A 20,783-nucleotide genomic window follows, 5' to 3' on the forward strand; every position below is an offset into this window, starting at 1 on the left:
CCCGTTGGTTCGCCGTTGGAGTTTTTGCGCCATCGGTTGGAGGAATGGTTGGGGTTTTTTGCGGCCCTTATCCCCCATTTATTTTTCTTGACCCGCCCCTGCGTCAGGTCTGTCTGTACGCTCCAGTCATCCAGAAGATACCAGGGAGGAATCAGGTTCATGGTCTACAAACCCTTCGATTTGAGCGGCAAGGTCTGCGTCGTCACCGGCGGCAACAAGGGCATTGGCCTCGGCATGGTGGAGGCTCTCGCCGCCTCGAACGCCGATGTCGTGATCTGGGGCCGCAAGACGGCTGACAACGACGCTGCCGTGAAAGCTGCCTCCGGTCTCGGCACCGGCAAGGTCAAGGCCTGGGCCGTCGATGTCGGCGAAGAGTCTCAGGTTATCAAGGCAATGAAAGAGGCTGAGGAAGAGTTCGGCCGCATCGATTGCTGCATCGCAAACGCCGGCGTCGGCCGCGGCGCTGCCTCTTTCGAAACCATGACGCTGGAGACTTGGGAATATAACGCCCGCATCAACTCCGTCGGCGCCTTCTTCACCCTGCGGGAAGCGGCCAAGTCGATGGTTGCCCGCGCCAAGAAGGGTGACCTTGGCGGCAGCCTCGTCGGCACCGCCTCCCTCGCCGGCATCGAAGGCGCTGGCCGCAACCAGGCCTATGCCCACACCAAAGGCGGCCTCATCGCCATGATGAACGCCTGCGCCGTGGAATACGGCCGTTACGGAATCCGCGCCAATTCCATCCTACCCGGCTGGATTGCGACCGACATGACTGAAGGCGCCCAAGGCCAGGAAGTGTTCACGTCCAAAGTCATCTCCCGCGTTCCGATTCGCCGCTGGGGCGAGCCGGCAGACTTCGGCGGCATGGCCGTTTACCTTGCTTCCGACGCCTCGAAATACCATTCGGGCGACACGCTGGTTATCGACGGCGGCTACGCAAAATTCTGATTCTGCGCCGGGGCGCGGGGGCCACGCCCTTTGCGCCCCGAAGCGGTCCGTATAAGAATTAACCTTAAAAGAAAAAGGCCGCCTCCCGAGGGAAGCGGCCTTATCTTTTTAGCCGATCAAGCCGGCCCGCAGGTTACTGCGGAGCAACTTCTTCGACAGCTTCTTCGGTCGCTTCAGCAGCTTCTTCAGCAGCGCCTTCGACAGCGTCAGCAGCTTCGACAGCAGCTTCTTCAGTTGCTTCGTATGCCTCGACGACTGCTTCTTCAGTGGCTTCGCCAGCTTCAGCAGCAGCTTCTTCGACGGTCGCCGGCTCAGCTGCCGGAGCAGCTTCTTCGGTGGCGCCGCAAGCGGCCAGAACGAGCGCAGCAGCGCCGATCAGGAACAGATTTTTCATGTTGGTAGTACCCCTGTTGTGTTCTTGCGAACGGCCGGTGCTTTAGCACCATTGTCCCGTTACTGAAAGTTCATTCTTCAGATCGGGAAGGCCTTTCGCGGGTTGTTTACGGAAAAGCCCCCTCCCGCTACGGGAAGGGGCGATTATCGCAATCTTTGCCTGCTTATTCAGCAGTCTCGTCAGCGGCTTCTTCAGCTTCTTCGGCGGCCTCTTCGGCAACGTCAGCAGCTTCTTCAGCTTCTTCGGCGGCTTCTTCAGCCACCTCTTCAGCAACTTCAGCGGCTTCTGCGGCTGCTTCTGCTTCAACCGGCGGCTCGGCGGCAAAGGCCACACCGGCGACGAAAGCTGCAGCGGCAACACCTGCGAAAAGTTTCTTCATAAGAGCTTCCCCTCTTAAAGTTTATTGTCTGATGACACCCGTTACCCGGATCAACCCGGCCAACGTCCAAAACTCTGGCGGGCGATCACGGCCAGATTGCGGCAAAGTGGCGGCAAAAAAGGCAAGATTGGCACTTCGCTTCTGCTCTTGCGTTGACGCTGCGGCGGCAGTTTAGCCCTCAACCCAAGCATTCGCTCCGGTAAAGGGATAAAGAAGATGGCCATCAAGACACGCCTCACTGATCTGCTAAAAGTTCAGCACCCAATCATGCTCGCTGGCATGGGCGGGGTTTCCTATGCGGAAGTTTGCGCCGCCATGTGCAATGCGGGTGGCTATGGCGTCCTCGGCATGGCCGGCACCTCGCCGGATTTCATTGCCGGGCAGATGAAAAAGGTGCGCCAGCTGACCGACAAGCCGTTCGGCGTCGACCTTCTGGCCGCCAGCCCGGAAAGCCTCGAAGAATCGGTCGATGTGATCATCAATGGCGGCGCTGACAGCTTCGTTGCCGGTCTTGGCGTGCCGATGCCGATCATGGAGCGCCTGAAAAAAGCCGGCCTGAAAGTCATGGTCGTTGGCGGCGCCGTCAAACATGCCATCAAGGCCGAGCAGGCCGGGTGCGACGCCGTGATCCTGCAGGGCGGCGAAGGCGGCGGCCATACCGGCCTCGTCGGCACCCTTCCGCTCGTTGCCCAGGCCGTCGAAGCGGTGAAGATCCCGGTTATTGCTGCCGGCGGTATCTATGATGGCCGCGGCCTGGCCGCCTCCCTCGCCCTTGGCGCCCAGGGCGTCTGGATGGGCACGCGCTTCATCGCCTCGGCCGAAGCGCACGCCGCCAACATGTACAAAGACGCCGTCGTCACGGCAGACGACACCGACACCACCCGCACCCGCTGCTATTCGGGCAAACCGATGCGCTGCCGCACGAACGACTACATCAATGATTGGGAAAGCCGCCCGCAGGACATCAAGCCCTTCCCCTTCCAGGCGATCCACTCCACCCAGACCGGTGTTATCGGCGGCATTGGGGGGATCACGGATGAAGCCAAACTCTCGATGGACAAGTCCTGCTTCGCCATGGGCCAGTCGGCCGGCGGCGTGAAGGAAGTGAAGCCTGTTGCCGAAATCGTTGCCGACATCATGCGCGACGCGGAAGCCACCATCGACCGCATGTCAGCGCTCCGTGTGAAGACGACAGCCTGATCCCTTCAGGGCGCGGCGGGCCTAAAGCCAGCCGCGCCACTTGAAGAACTGGTAAGGCACGATGGCCGAGAGGATCATCAGGCCAATCGCCATCGGATAGCCGTAAGGCCAGGAAAGTTCCGGCATGTATTCGAAGTTCATGCCGTAGATCGACGCGATCAGCGTCGGCGGCAGGAAAACCACCGCCGCTACCGAAAAAATCTTGATGATGCCCGTCTGCTCGATATTGATCATGCCGAGCGTGGCATCGAGCAGGAAGTTGATCTTCTGTGTCAGGAAGGTTGTGTGATCGCTCAGCGACTGCACATCGCGCGACAGGGTGCGGATGCGCCCTTCATATTCCTTGCCCGGCTTACGGCTGGCGGCAATCTCGGCGCCAAAAGCCAGGAGACGCTGAAAAGAAACCAGGCTTTCGCGCACTTTCGACAAGAGATCCCCCTTGCGGCCAATCTGTTCGAGCACGGACTGGTAATTGCGCGGCTTGCGTTTTTCCGGCTTCGCAGGGTTTCTCGCTGGCGCAGCCTCTTTCGTCTGGGGCTGCGGGATAACGAAAATATTGTCGGAGAGATCGTCAAGCTCGTGCCCTGTCCGCTCAAGCACATCCCCGATCCGCTCGATCAACCCTTCCAGCAGGCCGGTCACCACGCCGTCTGCAGTATAGGTCGCGTTTTTCTGGCACCGCGCGATGAACGCGTCGATGGAGCGCGGCTCGGCATAGCGTACGGTCACCAGCTGTTCCCCCTTCAGGATGAAGGTGATGGGGGAGAGCATCACGTTGTCCCCATCGGTGTGCGACAGCATCATGGTGGTCATGAAGGTGGCCCCGTCCTCCGTGTAGAGACGGCTGGACACTTCAATCTCGCTCATTTCCTCGATGGTCGGCACATCAATGCCAAGCGCGCGCTCGACGGCGCTTTCTTCGTCCCTGCTCGGCCGCAGGATATCCACCCAGACGGCTCCATCCAGATGTTCGAGCGTATCGCCGGAATGGACGAAGCGGCCATCGGTATTGGTGAATGTGCGGATCATGGGCGGCCCCCGGGAACTGGTCCGCCCATGTCTGCTCAAAGTCGCGCCGGATGGCAACCGCCCGGCTAGTTGCTGGCAGGCGTCAGGCGGATCAGACGGCCATTATCGCCATCTTCCAGCACATAGATCGCCCCGTCCGGCCCTTCTTCCACCTCGCGGATACGCTTGTCCCAGCTATACCGCCCGCCTTCCGAAGCGCTCGCGGTCTCCTCATCGATCTCGACGCGGATCAGCGCCTGCGAGGAAAGGCCGCCGATGAACGCATTGCCGCTCCAGTCCGGGAACACGCCGCCATAATAGATGACGAGCCCAGCCGGGCTGATCGCCGGCACCCAATAGACTGCCGGCGCGGCAAATTCAGGCCGTGTGTCATGGTTGGGAATCTTGCGGCCATCATAGTGATCGCCATTGGAGACTTCCGGATAGCCGTAATTCTCACCGCGCACGATGAGGTTCAGCTCATCCCCATGCGCCGGGCCCATCTCCTGCGCCCAGAGGCGGCCGGAACTATCAAAGTCGATGCCCAGCGGGTTGCGATGGCCCAGTGTCCAGACCTGCGCAGCAACGCCGCCTTGATCGGCAAACGGATTATCCGCCGGCACACTGCCATCCAGATTGAGGCGGACGATCTTGCCCATATTGCTGTTCATGTCCTGCGCGGGCGTGAACAGCTGCCGGTCTCCCGAGGTGATGAAGAGGTGCCGGTCCGGCGAGACAACCATCCGGTGGGCGTAGTGCCCGCTGCCGGTATGCTTGGGCGTCTGCTCCCAGATGACCTTCCGCTCACTGAGCGCGCCGCCCGTTTCTGTCAGGCTCAGCCTGGCAAGCTCCACCACGGCATTCGACTGTTCCATGTCTTCGGGCTCGCGCGCCGAATAGGAAAGATAGATTTCGCCGGTCTCGGCAAAGTCAGGATGAAGGATCACGTCAGCAAGTCCGCCCTGCCCCCAGGGCTGGACTTCCGGCCCGCCGGTGATCTCGCCCGCCTTGGTGCCATCGCTGTTCAGCAGCCAGAAGGTGCCCGCTTTCTCGGTCACCAGCGCGCGCCCATCGGGAAGAAATGTCATCGCCCAGGGCGCATCAAAGGTTTCCAGCGGGGTGGCCGTCAGCTTTACCCGGTCAGAGCCTGTGACGGCAAAACTGCCCTCCCCGCCGGCAGCTGAGTTTTCTGCAGGTGTCGCGCAGGCGGCAAGTGCCATGCCCGCCGCAAGGGCCGCGGCGGAAACAAGTTTCAGATGTCGCATAGGGGTAACTCCTCTGTATCCGGATCAACCGGTCACAAAGGCAGACCGGTCTACGAGATGCTTCAACGTTTCATTGTCCAGATAGTGCCGCAGGTTGGCAAGAAAAGTCTCGTCCCCGCGCGCAATGGTTCCGGGCGTATCGGAGCTGTCATGCGGCGTGATCACGATCTTGTGATGTCGCCAGAGGGCGCTTTCAGCCGGCAGAGGCTCGATCTGCGTCACATCCAGCGCCGCAAAGGCCGGCCGCCCGGCGTCCAGCGCCGCCATCAGTGCCGCCTCATCCACCAGCGCGCCGCGCCCCAGATTGAGGAACAGGGCCTCGGGGTTCATCGCCGCAAAGAAGCCGGCGTTCGCCATGCCCTCGGTCTCCGGCGTATGCGGCGGGCAGAGCAGCACGACATCCGCCCCGGGCAATTCCGCCATCAGCGCATCTGGCGGCGCAATCCGCGCGGCGCCCTCGGCCGGTCCCGGCGTGCGCCGCATGCCCGTCACCACCCCGCCCAGCGCGGTCACCCGCTTGCCCACCGCCTGGCCGATCGAGCCATAGCCCACGATCAGCCAGCGCGAGCCGTTCATCTCCCGCACGCGAATGCGCTCCCATTTTGCGATGGCCTGGTTTGCCCGGTGCCCCGGCCCGTCCCGGAAGAAATCCAGCGCCTGCCAGAGTGCCCATTCAGCCATCGCTTCGGCCTGGGTATGGTTGGTTGTGTAGCGCTTGGCCTTCTGGCCGATGGCCACCAGGGCCGGGTTTTCAATGCCGGCGGCGGCCGACTGGAACCAGTCAAAGTCGGGACTCTTGAGGATCGCCGTCATGAATTCCCGCACAGACGGAGAATAGAAGGCATCAATGTTGCCAAACGCCAGATGCACCTCCGGCGGCGTCTCCAGGGCGGTGGAGGTCCAGGCATCATGGAAGCGTTGGGCGTCGTCCACCGTCACGATGTTCAGAGCGGCGTTCAACCCCTTGAGCCGGGGCGCGATGCGCGCGAAAGTCCGCGCATGAAGAAGAAGCGTTTTCATGCCTGCCTGCTTAGCTTGGCCCTTGCGGCCAGCACAAGCGCGCTGCCTGCCCTGCCGCAGGGAAACCTGCCCGTTCGGGGGCCAGATTATTTCCGCGACGCCGCCGATCTGGCAGGCGTTCTGGGCGGGGCCCATGCCATCCGCGTGCTCTGCAATGGCAATGAAGACCAGTACTGGCGCCGCTATATGGCCGACCTGCTGGCCGTGGAAGCGCCCGAGCCTGGCAATCTGCGCTCCTCGCTCGTTTCTGCCTTCAACCAGACTTACAGCCAGACCAGCGACCAGTTCCGCATCTGCGATGGCCGCGCGGTCGAGGCAGAAGCCCGCTTTGCCCGCACCGGTGAACAGATCGCCGGGCGCCTTGCCAGCCATTATTTCCCGAAAGACGCCCGCCGTGGCGGAGGAGGATTCGAGTGAAACCCGCCCTGTTGCCCACCCTCATCGGCGGCGCCTGCGCCTTTGCCCTTTCCGCCTGTGCCCAGACGCCGGCGCCCACCCCGGAAGCGGCCCCCGCCGCGGCTGTCAGCCCGGCGCCAGATGCTGCGCCCCAGCTCGACAACGCCGCCTTCCCGATGACCGGCCAGCGCCCCGAAAGCGGCCGCCCCATCGCCACCCGCTCTGCCGTGGTCGCCCCCAATGGCGCCGCCGCCACAGCGCACCCGCTGGCCACGCAAACCGCAATTGACGTGCTGAAAGCCGGCGGCTCGGCCGTTGACGCCGCCATCGCGGCCAACGCCATGCTTGGCCTGGTCGAGCCGACCGGCAACGGCATTGGCGGGGATCTCTTTGCCATCGTCTGGGATCCGCAAACGCAGAAGCTCTATGGCTATAACGGATCGGGCCGTTCCGCGATGGATGCCACACTGGCAGACGCTCAGGCCAAGGCAGACCAGTTCGAGGACGGAAAGAAACTGCCCAAATACGGTGCCATCACCGTCACCGTGCCGGGCACCGTCGATGGCTGGTTTGCCCTGCATGAGAAGTTCGGCAAGCGTCCGATGGCGGACAATCTTGCCCCTGTGGTCGGCTATGCCCGCAGCGGCGCCCCGATCCCCGAAATGATCGCCTGGTACTGGTCGCGCGGCGAGAGCCGTTTCGAGCCCGCCTTTGAGCGCGGCGAACTGGAAGAATACGCCAACGCGAAGAAAACCTATTTCAGCCCCGCCCCGGTGGCCGGCTCCCTGTTCCAGAATCCGGACCTCGCGAATACGCTGGAAACCCTTGGCGCCAAAGGCCGCAACGAATTCTACAAGGGCGTCATGGCCCGGAACATGGCAAACTATCTCGGCCGCGCCGGCAGCAAGCTCGACTATGATGATTTCTCCGCCCACAAGGGCGAGTGGATTGAGCCGATCTGTATCGAGTATCGCAGCGAAGTGAAGGTCTGCGAGCTTGGCCCCAATACGCAAGGCGTCGCCGCCCTGCAGATGCTGGAAATGCTGGAAACCTTTGATCTGAAATCCATGGGCTTTGGCTCCGCAGATACGGTCACGGCGATGGTCGAGGCCAAGCGCCTTGCCTTCGCCGACCGGGCGCTCGGATATTCAGACCCCGCTTTCTCCGGCGTTGATCCGTCAATCTTCGTGGCCCCCGGCTATAATGCCAGGAAAGCTGAGCTGATCGACCCTTCCCGCGCCATGCCGGAGGTTGCTCCGGGCACGGAAGTCACCGATGCCGTCCTGCGCCAGGGCGACACCACCTACCTCACCGTCACCGACAAGGACGGCATGATGGTCTCCCTGATCCAGTCCAACTATCGCGGCATGGGGTCCGGTCTCGTGGCCGATGGCATGGGCTTCATGTTCCAGGACCGGGGCGAACTCTTCAGTCTTGATCCGGATCATCCCAACGTCTTCGAGGGCGGCAAACGGCCCTTCCACACCATCATCCCGGCCTTCGCCTTCCGGAAAGACCTGCCTGGCTGCCAGGTCCGCGCCACCGCGCCGGAGCTTGCCTGCCCCTATGAGCCCTGGCTCAGCTTCGGCCTGATGGGCGGCGCCACCCAGCCGCAGGGCCATGTCCAGATCATCACCAACCTGATCGACTTTGGCATGGGCCTCCAGGAAGCAGGCGACGCGGCCCGTTGGGAACATGATGGCGGCTGTGAGCCCACCAACGCCCTCGGCGATGATTGCAACACCGGCGCCGGCAAGGTCATGCTGGAACGTGGCTTTGCCGGCATTGCCGATGACCTCGAAGCCCGCGGCTATGAAGTCGCCTGCTGCGAAGCCAATTATGGCGGCTACCAGGCCATCATGCGCGACTTCCGCTCCGGCGCCTGGATCGCCGCCACAGAGATGCGCAAGGACGGCAGCGCGGACGGATACTAACCCCTGAAACCCCTTCTCCCCCCGGGGAGAAGGGGTTAAGAGGCGGCCATGAAAAAAATCACCGCCGCCCCTGAAGCCCCTCGCGACTGCCCCCTCTGCCCGCGCCTTGTGGCCTACCGCGAAGCGGTGCAGGCCAAGGAGCCCACCTGGTTCAACGGGGCCGTGCCCAGCTTCGGCAAGGACAACGCAGAACTGCTCATCGTCGGCCTCGCCCCCGGCGTAACCGGGGCCAACCGCACGGGCCGTCCGTTCACGGGCGATTGGGCGGGGGATCTGCTCTATGCCACGCTCGACAAGTTCGGCTTCAGCGAAGGCACCTTCGCCGCCGATCCCAATGACGGCCTGAAGCTGACCGGCGCCATGATCACCAACGCCGTGCGCTGCGTGCCCCCGGAAAACAAGCCCGTCGGCGCCGAGATTAACCAGTGCCGCCCCTTTCTGGAAGCGCGCATTGCTTCCCTGCCTAAGCTCAAAGTGATCCTCTGCCTCGGCAAGATCAGCCACGATTCCACGCTGCGCGCGCTGGGTCTCAAGGTTGCTCAATATCCGTTCGGCCACGGAACAAAGTATGAGGTTGCGGCAAACGGCAAACCCGTCACCCTCCTCTCCTCCTATCACTGCTCCCGCTACAACACGAACACCGGCCGGCTCACCCCGGAAATGTTCGAAGCCGTCTTCGCTGAGGCCCGCAAGGCGGTGGCATGATCCTGCAGCTGCGCCCCTGCTATGAAGGCGAGAGCTATCCTGGCCGGCACACCCCGTTTCATTTCCTTGATGGCAGCATGCCCCCGGAAGCGCTGTCTGCTTTCCTCATCGCCCTCTTCGACTATGGCAAGGAACACGATGAGGAAACCCCCGCCACCCTGCCCGCCATCGCGGTCGGCCTGCTTGCCCGCGAGGAACAGATCCTTCCCGGCGGTCTTATCCTCCTGAAGGGCGATTACATGATCGAGCCGTCCTGCTGCTGCGGCCTGGAAAGCTGGCGGGAATGGTATTGGGCGCTGGAAGGCGAAGGCACGCCCTGGCTCGGCCATGATCCCTCTCCCGGTGTCGAGCCCCTGCCCAGCGGTCTCCTTCTGCATACGGACATGGACAATGAGGCAGAGGATGAAACCCTCCCGATCACCTATGATGAACTCGCCGCCGCGCTGGAACGGGCCGAAGAAACCTTCAGCGAATTTGCCCTGCGCCTTGACGCCTGGCTGACGGATATTTCCGGCGCCGAGGGTCAGGCGCTCGCGGTGAAGATATGTGACTGGTTCCGCATCGGCCCGGACCACGCCTGAGGCAGATCCCCCCGCCCTCAGGGCGCCCGCACGATCGCCACCATGGTTGCCACCAAATGCTGCAGGATCGCAGGCCGCGACCAGGTGGGATGGGCCCGGCTCGTATCGGCCAGCCGCGCCTCCCGCGCTGCCAGCACAGAGCCGAGATAGGATTCCAGAAACACGATCCGCTCGGTCTGCTTGGCCCGTGGCAGATGCCCCATGAAGCCACGCAAATGCTCAAGGCATCGCTTGAAGCCGGAGTTCCACTGTCCCCCCAGCGCCTCCATGAACAGTGCCCGGTGCGTCATCGAAAAGAGGACGATGAACCGGTTATAGCATTCCTCCTCCCCCTCCGGGGTGAGGTCCACGGACGGATAAACGATGATGCCCAGCACATCTTCCAGCGTCAGCGTCTCGCCAGACGCCTCCAGCGCGTCCAGCGCCGCGTTGCGCCGGTCGTTGATCAGCTTTGCCCCGTCCACGATCAGCGCCCGGATGAGATCAGCCTTCGAGCCGAAGTGATAGCCCACCGCGCCATGATTGCGCTGCCCTGCGGCGGCGGCGATCTCCCGCACGGTCACCCCGTCCACGCCCCGCTCGGCAAACAGCTTCATCGCGGCGCGTTTCAGCGCTTCAACGGCGTCACTCTCGGTTTTTTCGTGCAGGCGGACCATACGGCATGCTTGCAAAAAGCCGTGCTTTCAGTCAACCATATTATCCAATTGATTTAAAAGAATAACCGCGGGGAGGAAAATCGTGAGCAATCCTGTAGATCTCGCTGCGCTGGCGGCGTGGATGGACAGCCAGGGCCTCGGCAGCGGCCCCATCGAGAATGATGTTCGCCTCGCGGGCGGCACGCAGAACATCCTCCTGAAATTCATGCGCGCCGGGCGCACCTATGTGCTGCGCCGCCCGCCCCCCGTGCTGCGGGTCAATTCCAACGAAACAATGCGCCGCGAAGCCCGCATGCTGGCCGCCCTGAAGGGCACAAATGTCCCCCATCCCGGTCTGATTGCGGCGTGCCCGGACGAAACAGTCCTCGGCGCTGCCTTCTATCTGATGGAACCCATCGACGGCTACAACGCCACCACGGGCCTGCCCCAACCCTTCGCCTCCTCGCCAGAGCTGCGCCACCAGATGGGCCTCTCTCTGGTCGATGGCATCGCTGCCCTTGGCGCGCAGGACTATATCGCCCTCGGCCTTGAAGGCCTGGGCAAGGTCGACAATTATCTCGAACGCCAGGTCGGCCGCTGGAAGGCGCAGCTGGAAAGCTATGCCGAAATCCCCGAATGGGACGGCCGCAAGGACATTCCCGGCATAAACCGCGTGGGCGACTGGCTGGACGCAAACCGTCCCCGGAGCTTCCAGCCCGGCATCATCCATGGCGACTATCACCTCGCCAATGTCATGTTCCGCTTCGATGCCCCGCGCCTTGCTGCCATCGTCGACTGGGAACTGACCACGATCGGCGATCCGCTGCTCGATCTCGGCTGGCTCCTCGCCACCTGGCCGGATGAAGCCGACAGGTCCAGCGCCGGCACAGTCGCCGTCCAGCCCTGGGAAGGCTTTCCGTCAGCGGACGAACTCGTCGCCCATTATGCCGGGCAGACCACCCGCGACCTCTCAGGCCTCCACTGGTACAGCGTGCTCGCCTGCTACAAGCTCGGCATCATCCTTGAGGGCACCTATGCGCGCGCCTGCGCCGGCAAGGCCCCGAAGGAGACCGGCGACGATCTCCACCGCCGCACCATCTGGCTGCTCGAACGCGCCCTGCGCTGGATCAGCTGACACCCCTTCCCCACAAGAAACGAAAACGCAGACAGGATCACCCCATGCAGTTTGAACATAGTGCCAAGACCAAAGACCTGATTGCCCGCCTGGAGGCCTTCTTCGACAAGCACGTCTACCCCTCCGAGCAGGAACAGGTAGACTGGAACGATGATCCGGAAAATCTCTGGAAGCGCTGGCCGGGCATTGACAAGCTGAAGGATATCGCGCGCGGCGAAGGCCTGTGGAACCTCTTCCTGCCACATGAATATGGCGAGTTCAGCCCCGGCCTCACCAATCTGGAATATGCTCCGCTGGCGGAAATCATGGGCCGCGTGCCGCATTCCTCGGAATTCTTCAACTGCTCGGCGCCTGACACCGGCAATATGGAAGTCCTCGCCAAGTTCGGCTCGCCTGCCCAGCAGGAGCGCTGGCTGAAACCGCTGCTCGAAGGCACCATCCGCTCGGCCTATGTGATGACCGAGCCGCAGGTCGCCTCCTCTGACGCCACAAACCTTGAGCTCACCATCATGCCTGATGGCGACCATTACGTCCTCAACGGCCGCAAATGGTGGATCTCCGGCGCGATGAACCCCAATTGCAAGATCTGGATCGTCATGGGCAAGACGCTGCTCAACAATCCGCGCCACGCCCAGCATTCACAAATCCTGGTGGAGCCCACCACGCCGGGCATCACCATCGTCCGCCAGCAGACCGTCTTCGGCTCGAAGAACTCCCCCGGCGGCGAGTGCGAACTGCGCTTTGAGAATGTGCGCGTGCCGAAGGAAAACCTCATCCTCGGCGAAGGCCGCGGCTTTGAAATCGCGCAAGGCCGCCTCGGGCCGGGCCGCATCCACCACTGCATGCGCTCCATCGGCCAGGCCCAGCGCGCGCTGGAAATCATGGCCCGCCGCGTCGAAAACCGCGTCGCCTTTGGCCGCAAGCTCGCCGACCAATCCTCCATCCGCCAGGATGTTGCCAAAAGCTTCTGCGAAATCGAGATGGCCCGCCTGCTCACGCTGAAAGCGGCCGACGCGATGGACCGCTATGGCAACAAGGTCGCCAAGGATCTCATCGCCGCCATCAAGGTCATCGCCCCGCAGATGGCGCAGACCGTGTGTGACCGCGCCATCCAGGCTCATGGCGGCATGGGCGTCAGCGGTGATACGCCGGTGGCAGACTTCTTCACCCTCAACCGCTTCCTGCGCATCGCGGACGGCCCGGATGAAGTCCACATGTCCCAGCTCGGCAAGATGAAGATCCAGGAATACAACGCCCTTCCGGCGCGCTGATCCATCCGCTCAAGGAGAAGTTTCCCATGAAAGCCCTCGTCTATCGCGGCCCCCGCGACATCGCCTATGAAACGATGCATGACCCCGAGCTGCACGATGACCGCGACGCGATCATCAAGGTCGACAAATGCGCCATCTGCGGCAGTGACCTGCACATCTATCATGGTGAAACCTTCTCCGAGGATACCGGCTATTGCGTCGGCCATGAGGCAGTCGGCGAAGTGGTTGAGGCTGGCCGGGGCGTGCGCCAGCTGAAAGCCGGCGACAAGGTGATGATCTCGGCGGCCGTCGGGTGCGGCCAGTGCCGCGCCTGCCTCGCGGGGGTCGTCAACCGCTGCGAATACAATGCCAGCGGCTGTTACGGCCTCTCGTCAAAGCTGCAGGGCTGCCAGGCCGAATTCGTCCGTGTGCCCGCCGCCGATTTCAACGCCCAGAAAATTCCGGACGGTGTCAGCCTCGATCAAGCCCTGATGATGACCGATGCCCTCGCCACCGCCTGGTTCGGCGCGCGCAATGCCGATATCCAGCGCGGGGCTACCGTCGCCGTCGTCGGCCTCGGTCCCATCGGCCTGCTGGCGGCAGAAGCGGCCTTCATCATGGGCGCTTCGCGCGTCTTCGGCATTGACCTTGTGGAAGAGCGCCGCGCCGCCGGCCGCGCCATCGGCCTTGAAACGCCAGACCCGGCAGACGCACGCGCCATCATCCAGGAGGCCACAAAGGGCCGCATGTGCGACAGCGTCATCGAAGCGGTCGGCCACACCGCCACCATCCGCGCCGCCCTCGGCCTCTCGGGCAAACGCAGCACGGTCTCGGTCATCGGCGTCGCCCAGGATCGCACAATGGAATTCCCCATCTCGAAAGCCTTCGGCATGGGCCTCACCTTCCGTATCGGGACATGTTCAGTCCCGCAGGAATGGCCGGAACTCATCCCGCTGGTCCAGTCCGGCCGCATCAAGCCGGAAAAATACATCACCCACAACCTTCCGCTCTCAGACGGCGCCCGCGCCTACGACATCTTCGACAAACGCACCGAAGGTGCCATGAAAATGGTCTTCGACCTCACGCTCTGAGGCCCAGCCCAACAAATCATTGCCAGCGTGCTCTCTTCATATTCAGTAGTGATAACTACTGAATATGGGGAGGCAAGCTGCCATGTCCGACATTTCCTCGCTCACCAGCCTCGAATCGCTCGGCTTCCTGGGTGGCCGCGACAGTTTCCACGCCTTCTGCGCGCGGATTTTTGCCGATGACACGCATCGTCTCCTGCGCACCGAAGCGGGCGAACTCGTCGTCTTCCGCCATGGCGACCTGCGTGCTTTCGGTGCCCTGCCCGAGGTGGGCGCCCTGCCACCCGGCGTGATGTTTCCCGGCCTCCACCAGCTTCCCAATGGCGCGGCCCCGCCGCCCGGCGGGGGCATCGGTGGGGTCATCTCGCATCAGGTGTTCACGGCTAATCCGCCCGTCCACATGCCGGTGCGCATGACGCTGCTGCGCCAGCTCAATCCCAAACAGGCCACCCTGCTGGAGCCGGTTGCGCGCGAGGTTGTCCGCGAGCTTCTCGCCGCCGCTGAAACGCGCCCCGAGATCGACTTCGTGGAAGACATTGCCGAGCCGCTCACCGCCCATTTCTGGGGCCGCCTCATCGGCATGACGGATACGGAAATGGCCGAGACGATCATTGCCGTGCGCGGCATGACCGCCATGTTCCTGATACAGATGACACGGGAAGACCTGCATCTGGCAGACACCTCCACCGCCGCCTATGGCCGCCTCGTGGAAACCGCCGCCCTGCGCAGCCTGTCACAAGGCGCCCATCCTTTCGTCAGTGAACTGGCAGCAGACCTTGCCAGGGTGGACGCGTCCGACGATCCGGAAGAAGCGGGCATCGTGCCCCCCGATGTCGGCAAGCTGCTCGCAGGCAATCTCGTGGAAGGATTCCACACGGCCGCCGTCGGCGCCGTGAACACCCTCTTCGCCCTGCTGCATAATCCCGCCGCCTATGCAGACGTGCTCGCCGCGCCGGAAAAACTGCCCGCTGCCATCATGGAGGCGCTCCGCATCGAACCGCCGGTTGTCTTCCTCAAGCGCTACATCCTGCGGGACACAGGCTATGCCGGTGTCAGCATTCCGAAGGGCACGCCTGTCGTCATGCTCTGGGCAGCGGGTAATCATGATCCGTCCGTATTCACCGATCCGGCTAGTTTCCGGCTGGACCGTGACCATCGCGGCATCACCACCTTTGGCGGCGGCGCGCATATCTGCCCCGGCCGCCATGTCGCGATGATGCTCATCCGCCTGCTGCTGGAAGAAATCGCCGCCCGCAGGCTGGCCTTCTCCTTAACCGACGCCCCGTATGACTGGCTCGGCAACCACGCCATGTCCCAGCTGCCCCACATGCGGCTACAGGTTCAGCGGCAACACGCTGCCTGAGGGCTCAGCCCGCCTTCAGGATCCGTGCCTTCTGGCGTTGCCAGTCGCGCTTGGCTTCGTTCTCGCGCTTGTCATGGGCCTTGCGGCCGGTGGCGACGCCGATCAGCAGTTTCGCGCGGCCCTTGTCGTTGAAATAGAGTTTCAGCGGCACAATCGTGCGCCCGGCCCGCTCCACTTCCTGGGAAAGCTTTGCCAGTTCGCGCCGGGAAACGAGCAGCTTCCGCTTGCGCCGCGGCTCATGGTTAAAGCGGTTGGCCCCGCCATAGGTCTGGATCTCGGCATTGATCAGCCACAGCTCGCCCTGCTCCACCGAGGCATAGGCTTCGGCAATGTTCGCCCGCCCCTCGCGCAGGGATTTCACTTCCGAGCCGACCAGCATGATGCCGGCCTCCAGCGTATCCTCCACGGAATACTCGCGCCGGGAGCGGCGGTTCTCCGCCACCAGCCCGTCGGTGCGCCCTTTGATCTGCTCGTTCTTCTTCGTCGCCATACGCGCTACTTAGGGATTGATCCCCGCCAGCGCCATGGCGGCTTCGATCTGCGCGCGCGCAGCTTCATCCGGCCCGGTCAGCGGCAGGCGAACCTCCGGCGCGCAGAGGCCCAGGCGTGAGAGGGCATATTTCGCCGGCCCCGGCGAAGGCGAGCAGAACATTGCCCGGTGCAGGGCGATCAGCCGCCGCTCGATGGCGCGGGCGCTTTCCAGGTCGCCGTCACGGAACGCCGCATGCATCGCCGCGCACATTTCGGGCGCCACATTCGCGGTCACCGAGATGCACCCCGCCCCACCCATGGCCAGATGGCCCAGAGCGGACGGGTCATCGCCCGAGAGCTGAACGAACTGTTCGAGGTCCCCGATCAGCGCGGAGTGATAGGTCACCCGGTCCATATCGCCGGTGGCATCCTTGATGCCGACGATGTTGGGCAGCTCGGCCAGCCGCGCCACGGTTTCCGGTTTCAGGTCCACCACCGTCCGGGTCGGCACATTGTAAAGCACCACCGGCAGGGCGACCGCGTCGTTGATCGCGCGAAAGTGAGCGTACAGCCCATCCTGATTGGGATTGTTGTAATAGGGGCACACCACGAGGGCCGCGTCCGCCCCGGCAGCCTTGGCATGGGCCACGAGATCGATTGCCTCATCGGTCGAGTTAGAGCCCGCCCCGGCGATCACGGGCACGCGTCCTGCTGCCACCTCTACACAAAGCGAGACCACCCGCTTGTGCTCCTCGGTCGAGAGCGTCGAGGTTTCGCCCGTCGTGCCAACGGGCACAAGGCCGGCCGATCCGCCTGCGATCTGGCGCTCGACCAGCGCCGCAAACGCGGTTTCGTCGATCGCGCCGTTCTTGAAGGGTGTTACAAGGGCTGGGATTGAGCCGTGAAACATTTTAACGTGCCGTTCAGGGATTGGTTGGGATTTGCGTGCTAGGCTCTGTCTTCAGACTTGTCACGCTTTGGCGCAGAAATAAACTTGGGTGAGCCGAACCATGCTCCGCATTTCCGCTGTTTTTGTGGCGATTTCTTTCCTGATTGCGGGCACATCGGCCGCCTCCCGGCCCGAGAGCCCCAGTCTGAAGCCGCGCGCCGATTCTTCGCCCTCCCCGCCGGCTCCGGTTATCGCGCAGGCTGAGGAAGCCACGCCCGCCCCGGTGCTGCGCGCCCTCACCCCTGGTGTTCAGCTGCCCGGCGCCGCTCCGGCCAGCCCGGGCGCCGCCCCGCTCGCCACCCCCACAGGCGCGCCCGCCCCGCTGCCCGCCGCCATGCCCAGCCTGCTGCCGGCCCAGCCGGTCAGCCCGGCCAGCATTGCCCAGCTGCAGGCCGCCTTCACCGCCATCAATCGCGGCGCCTGGAGTGAGGCCTCCCGCCTCCAGTATGACGCTGCCGACCCCACCGTGCGCGACCTCATCCTCTGGAAGCGCGCCGCTGACGGTGTGCCCGGCACCACTTTCGACGAGCTGAACTTCGCCCTCACCACCCTCTCCACCTGGCCGCAGACCGACAAGATGCGCCGCCGCGCCGAGGAGATCATCGACGACAGCTCGCTCTCTGCCGAAGCCAAGGTCAAATGGCTCACCGAGTCCGGGCCCATCACCGGCGCCGGCAAGGTCGCCCTGGCCAATGCCCTGCGCCAGACCGGGCAGAGCGCGAAGGCCGAAGAGGTGATCCGCGATGTCTGGCGGAGCAACACGCTGGACTCCTCGCTTCAACGCACCGTGCTTGCCCGCTGGGGCCAGTCCCTCAGCCAGGACGACCACCGCGCCCGCGTCGATTTCCTCCTCTGGACCGGCCAGCGCTCGGACGCTGAAGCCCTTAAGCCTCAGCTCACGACCGACTATCGCCAGCTCACCGATGCGCGCCTCGCCCTGATGAAGCGCGCCAACAATGTCGACGCCGCCATCCGCGCAGTGCCGGCCAATCTCGAAAACCATCCGGGCCTGCTCTATGAGCGCGCCAACTGGCGCCGCGCCAAGAACATGGACGATGCTGTCGCCCCGCTGCTGACCCAGATCAACGGCAAGGACGTGCCTGCCGCCGGGCGCAGCCGTCTCTGGCGCGAGCGCGCCATCGCCGTGCGCAATGATCTCAAAGCCCGCAACTATGCCCGCGCCTACAGCCTCACCGCGCCGCATGGCATGTCCAGCGGCTCTGACTTTGCCGAGGCCGAATGGCTCGCCGGCTGGATCGCCCTGCGCCTGAACGGCGACGCCACCCGCGGCGTGAAGCATTTCGAGACGATGACCAACGGCGTCTCCTCGCCCGTCAGCCTCACGCGTGGCCAGTACTGGACCGGCCGCGCGCGCGACGCCCTCGGCCAGTCAGACCAGGCCCTGATCGCCTACAGCGCCGCCGCCGCTCATAAATACACCTATTACGGCCAGCTCTCGGCGGAGCGGATCGGGGACCGCAAGATCCATTTTGGCCCGCCAATCGTTCCGTCGCCGGAAGAAATCGCCGCCTTCGAGGCAAACCCGATGGTCCGCGCGCTGCGCCTCATCGGCGCCACCGGCGAGATGGGCACCTACCGCACCTTCTCCCACCATCTCGATGACGTGCTCTCCACCCCGGCGGAGTTCGAGCTGCTCGCCCAGCTCAATCACCAGATGGACCAGCCCGATACCGCCGTGCGCGCCGGCAAGGCGGGGCTGTTCAAGGGCGTGCTGGCGCCCGAAGCGGCCTATCCGGTGCTGATGCATCCCCTCTCGCGCCAGCCCCAGGTGGAGCGCGCCTTCATGCTCGCCATCACGCGCCAGGAGAGCGAGTTCAACCCCAACGCCCGCAGCCCCGTCGGCGCCCTCGGCCTGATGCAGTTCATGCCGTCCACCGCGCGCAACGAGGCCCGCCTGCGCGGCATGCCCTATCAGCAGTCCTGGCTCACCACCGACCCCGCCTACAACATGACCCTGGGCGGCCTGCACCTCGATACCCTGCTCAGCCAGTTCGGCGGCAGCTACATCATGACGGCGGCCGCCTACAATGCCGGCCCCTCCCGGCCCAACCAGTGGGTGCGCGATTATGGCGACCCCCGCACAGGCCAGATCGACCCGGTTGACTGGGTGGAGTTCGTCCCCTTCTCCGAGACCCGCAATTACATCCAGCGCGTCCTCGAAAACATCCAGGTCTACCGCCACCGCATCTCCGGCCAGGAAGCCGACATCCAGATCACCGAAGACCTGAAACGCGGCCGCCGCTGACCCCCTGCTAGCCCCCTCTTCCGGGGGAGAGGGGGTTGGGGGTGAGGGAGCGCAAGATAACGACAAAACACCCCGCACGTGGTAATCTCCTGCGCATGTCCCGCAGGCCCATTATCCACAGTGCCAGACGTCTGAGACAGTCGGCAAATCCCCCGGAAGACATAGCCTGGCAAGCGCTCCGGGAGCTGAGGAAATATGGATACGCCGTCCGGCGGCAGCATCCTATCGGACCTTACATTGTCGACTTCGCCGTTCAGAAGACCATGCTGGTGATAGAAATAGATGGCGGCATTCATAATCATGATACCGTGCAGCTCCGCGATGACCTGCGTCAAGCAGATCTCGAGCTACGCGCCCGGCTGACAGGCAGCGTCCCCTCACCCCCGGCCCCTCTCCCAAGGGAGAGGGGAGATAACGCCCCTGATCGGGTCAGATACCTTCTCCCGCGCGCCCTTCCCGGCCATCAGTGCTTGCGCCCTCGCCCCGGCGATGCTCAGAAACAGGCAGGGTAAGCCGGGAGCCAATCCATGTCCTTTCTGAAATCGCTTTCCGCGCAAGTCCTCGCCGCCTTGCTGCTCGGCCTTGTCGGCGGCGCGCTGGTCGCGGGCACGGGCGATGTGCCCGAATGGCTGCCCGAAGCGGCCCAGGCCGTCGGCTCGGTCTGGCTCGGCTGCCTTCAGATGACGGTCATCCCGCTGGTCTTCTCCCTGCTGGTGGTCGGCGTGGCCGCCGTCTCCGATGCCATGACCGCCGGGCGCCTCGCCATGCGGGCCATCCTCTGGTTCTCGCTGCTGCTTGCCGGGGCCACCGTGCTCACCTTCATCGGGGTCGAAGCGGCTCTCGCGGCCTTCCCGGTGGATGAGGCAAGCGCCAGCGCCCTGATCGCCGGAGCCACCGGCGGCGAAGTGGCCGCGCCCCAGACAATCAACTTTGCCGCCTGGCTCACCTCGCTCATCCCGTCCAACCCGCTCGCGGCCGCCGCCAGCAATGCCATCCTGCCGCTGGTGATCTTCGCCCTCTTCTTCGCCTTCGCCGTCACCCGCCTGCCGGAGGAACAGCGCGTCCTGCTGGTGAAGTTCTTCGATGCGGTGGCCGATGCGATGATCGTCATCGTCAAATGGGTGCTGCTCGCCGCGCCCATCGGCGTCTTCGCCCTCGCGCTCACGCTCGGCCTGCGCGGCGGCCTCGGCGCCACCGGCGCGCTCTTCCATTATGTGGTGCTTGTGTCGGCAGGCTGTATCGCCGTGGTGCTGATCTGCTATCCGCTCGCCGCCCTCTTCGGCGGCGTCGGCCCGCTGCGCTTTGCCCGCGCCGTCTCCGAAGCGCAGGTCGTTGCCTTCTCCACCCAGTCCTCCATCGGCACCCTGCCGGTCATGGTGGAAACTGCCCGCCGCAATCTCGGCGTGCCCGAACATGTCGCTGGCCTCGTCCTGCCGCTCTCGGTCGCCGTCTTCCGCCTCACCAGCCCGGTGGCCAATCTCGCCGTGGTTCTCTTCATCTGCCATGTCTCCGGCATCACGCCATCGCCCGGCCAGATGATCGCCGCCGGCCTGGTGGCCTTCGCGGTCTCCATTTCCTCGGTCGGCCTGCCCGGCCAGGTCAGCTTCTTCGTCTCGATCGCCCCCATCTGCTTCGCCATGGGCGCCCCGATCGAACTCCTCCCTCTCCTCCTGGCCGTAGAGGTCATCCCCGACATCTTCCGCACGGTCGGCAACGTGACCGCAGACCTCGCCGTCACCACCATTCTGAATAAGAACGACAAGGGCGTGCGCACCATCGCCTCCGAAACGGCCTGAGCT

Annotated in this window: 21 protein-coding genes; 13 read left to right on the top strand and 8 right to left on the bottom strand. The window is 64.0% G+C overall.

All coding sequences use genetic code 11. The annotated features are described in order from the left end of the window. Positions 1–159: 159 nt before the first annotated feature. The gene (locus HPO_RS10665; RefSeq protein WP_035598248.1) at positions 160–945 is read left to right on the top strand and encodes an SDR family NAD(P)-dependent oxidoreductase; all 786 of its coding nucleotides are present in this window, start codon (positions 160–162) and stop codon (positions 943–945) included. 133 nt (positions 946–1,078) lie between these two features. Here HPO_RS10665 and HPO_RS10670 read toward each other — a convergent pair whose 3' ends face one another. Both HPO_RS10670 and HPO_RS10675 read right to left on the bottom strand, forming a co-directional pair. After that, positions 1,079–1,339, bottom strand: a complete 261-nt coding sequence (locus HPO_RS10670; protein WP_035598252.1) for a hypothetical protein — start codon at positions 1,337–1,339, stop codon at positions 1,079–1,081. A gap of 163 nt (positions 1,340–1,502) precedes the next feature. Beyond that, the gene (locus HPO_RS10675) at positions 1,503–1,718 is read right to left on the bottom strand and encodes a hypothetical protein (protein WP_035598255.1); all 216 of its coding nucleotides are present in this window, start codon (positions 1,716–1,718) and stop codon (positions 1,503–1,505) included. Positions 1,719–1,934: 216 nt separating this feature from the next. Between HPO_RS10675 and HPO_RS10680 the strand changes: the two genes are divergently transcribed. Beyond that, complete coding sequence (locus HPO_RS10680) at positions 1,935–2,918, top strand: NAD(P)H-dependent flavin oxidoreductase (protein WP_035598258.1); 984 nt, start codon at positions 1,935–1,937, stop codon at positions 2,916–2,918. A gap of 21 nt (positions 2,919–2,939) precedes the next feature. Here HPO_RS10680 and HPO_RS10685 read toward each other — a convergent pair whose 3' ends face one another. The 3 genes from HPO_RS10685 to HPO_RS19755 form a co-directional block, all read right to left on the bottom strand. Further along, positions 2,940–3,947, bottom strand: a complete 1,008-nt coding sequence (locus HPO_RS10685) for a magnesium transporter CorA family protein (RefSeq protein ID WP_035598261.1) — start codon at positions 3,945–3,947, stop codon at positions 2,940–2,942. A 65-nt stretch (positions 3,948–4,012) separates the two neighbouring features. After that, positions 4,013–5,191, bottom strand: a complete 1,179-nt coding sequence (locus tag HPO_RS10690; protein WP_035598264.1) for a PQQ-dependent sugar dehydrogenase — start codon at positions 5,189–5,191, stop codon at positions 4,013–4,015. Between the two features lie 24 nt (positions 5,192–5,215). After that, the gene (locus tag HPO_RS19755; protein WP_051612522.1) at positions 5,216–6,211 is read right to left on the bottom strand and encodes a D-2-hydroxyacid dehydrogenase; all 996 of its coding nucleotides are present in this window, start codon (positions 6,209–6,211) and stop codon (positions 5,216–5,218) included. On the opposite strand from HPO_RS19755, the gene HPO_RS19760 reads away from it, so the two are divergent. Genes HPO_RS19760 through HPO_RS10715 form a run of 4 tightly spaced genes read left to right on the top strand, consistent with a single transcriptional unit; the run spans position 6,191 to position 9,827 of the window. Further along, the gene (locus HPO_RS19760; RefSeq protein WP_051612523.1) at positions 6,191–6,628 is read left to right on the top strand and encodes a TIGR02301 family protein; all 438 of its coding nucleotides are present in this window, start codon (positions 6,191–6,193) and stop codon (positions 6,626–6,628) included. The genes HPO_RS19755 and HPO_RS19760 overlap by 21 nt on opposite strands. Continuing rightward, entirely contained in the window at positions 6,625–8,541 is a 1,917-nt protein-coding gene (locus HPO_RS10705) for a gamma-glutamyltransferase family protein (protein WP_035598267.1), read from the top strand. The genes HPO_RS19760 and HPO_RS10705 overlap by 4 nt, the downstream gene beginning before the upstream one ends. 48 nt (positions 8,542–8,589) lie before the next feature. Continuing rightward, positions 8,590–9,246, top strand: coding sequence for a uracil-DNA glycosylase (locus tag HPO_RS10710; RefSeq protein WP_035598270.1), 657 nt, complete (start codon positions 8,590–8,592; stop codon positions 9,244–9,246). Continuing rightward, a complete protein-coding gene (locus HPO_RS10715; RefSeq protein WP_035598272.1) occupies positions 9,243–9,827 on the top strand; it encodes a hypothetical protein in 585 nt (194 codons plus the stop codon). Before HPO_RS10710 ends, HPO_RS10715 begins: the two co-directional genes overlap by 4 nt. Positions 9,828–9,844: 17 nt before the next feature. Here HPO_RS10715 and HPO_RS10720 read toward each other — a convergent pair whose 3' ends face one another. Further along, positions 9,845–10,483, bottom strand: coding sequence for a TetR/AcrR family transcriptional regulator (locus HPO_RS10720; protein ID WP_035598275.1), 639 nt, complete (start codon positions 10,481–10,483; stop codon positions 9,845–9,847). Between the two features lie 61 nt (positions 10,484–10,544). On the opposite strand from HPO_RS10720, the gene HPO_RS10725 reads away from it, so the two are divergent. The 4 genes from HPO_RS10725 (at position 10,545) to HPO_RS10740 (ending at position 15,298) form a co-directional block, all read left to right on the top strand. Further along, on the top strand, positions 10,545–11,597 hold the full coding sequence (locus tag HPO_RS10725; RefSeq protein WP_422120093.1) for a phosphotransferase family protein: 1,053 nt from the start codon (positions 10,545–10,547) through the stop codon (positions 11,595–11,597). A 44-nt stretch (positions 11,598–11,641) separates the two neighbouring features. Next, complete coding sequence (locus HPO_RS10730) at positions 11,642–12,868, top strand: acyl-CoA dehydrogenase family protein (RefSeq protein ID WP_035598281.1); 1,227 nt, start codon at positions 11,642–11,644, stop codon at positions 12,866–12,868. A 26-nt stretch (positions 12,869–12,894) separates the two neighbouring features. Beyond that, the gene (locus tag HPO_RS10735) at positions 12,895–13,938 is read left to right on the top strand and encodes an alcohol dehydrogenase family protein (protein WP_035598284.1); all 1,044 of its coding nucleotides are present in this window, start codon (positions 12,895–12,897) and stop codon (positions 13,936–13,938) included. Positions 13,939–14,020: 82 nt separating this feature from the next. Beyond that, positions 14,021–15,298 (top strand): cytochrome P450, encoded by a 1,278-nt coding sequence (locus tag HPO_RS10740; protein ID WP_051612524.1) that lies wholly within the window; start codon positions 14,021–14,023, stop codon positions 15,296–15,298. A gap of 4 nt (positions 15,299–15,302) precedes the next feature. On the opposite strand, the gene smpB is transcribed toward HPO_RS10740, so the two are convergent. Further along, a complete protein-coding gene (gene smpB / locus HPO_RS10745) occupies positions 15,303–15,788 on the bottom strand; it encodes an SsrA-binding protein SmpB (RefSeq protein WP_035598287.1) in 486 nt (161 codons plus the stop codon). A 9-nt stretch (positions 15,789–15,797) separates the two neighbouring features. Further along, positions 15,798–16,679 carry a 4-hydroxy-tetrahydrodipicolinate synthase gene (gene dapA, locus HPO_RS10750; RefSeq protein WP_035598289.1) on the bottom strand — a complete coding sequence of 294 codons (882 nt, stop codon included), beginning with the start codon at positions 16,677–16,679 and terminating at the stop codon, positions 15,798–15,800. A 100-nt stretch (positions 16,680–16,779) separates the two neighbouring features. Here dapA and HPO_RS10755 point away from each other — a divergent pair, with 100 nt between their 5' ends. The 3 genes from HPO_RS10755 (at position 16,780) to HPO_RS10765 (ending at position 20,780) form a co-directional block, all read left to right on the top strand. Beyond that, complete coding sequence (locus tag HPO_RS10755; RefSeq protein ID WP_051612525.1) at positions 16,780–18,984, top strand: lytic transglycosylase domain-containing protein; 2,205 nt, start codon at positions 16,780–16,782, stop codon at positions 18,982–18,984. Positions 18,985–19,079: 95 nt separating this feature from the next. Beyond that, positions 19,080–19,496 carry an endonuclease domain-containing protein gene (locus HPO_RS21220; protein ID WP_084324273.1) on the top strand — a complete coding sequence of 139 codons (417 nt, stop codon included), beginning with the start codon at positions 19,080–19,082 and terminating at the stop codon, positions 19,494–19,496. 15 nt (positions 19,497–19,511) lie between these two features. Beyond that, positions 19,512–20,780, top strand: a complete 1,269-nt coding sequence (locus tag HPO_RS10765) for a dicarboxylate/amino acid:cation symporter (RefSeq protein WP_035598290.1) — start codon at positions 19,512–19,514, stop codon at positions 20,778–20,780. Positions 20,781–20,783: the final 3 nt, after the last annotated feature.

It is taken from the genome of Hyphomonas polymorpha PS728 (assembly GCF_000685315.1).
GTDB classification, from domain to species: Bacteria; Pseudomonadota; Alphaproteobacteria; order Caulobacterales; family Hyphomonadaceae; genus Hyphomonas; species Hyphomonas polymorpha.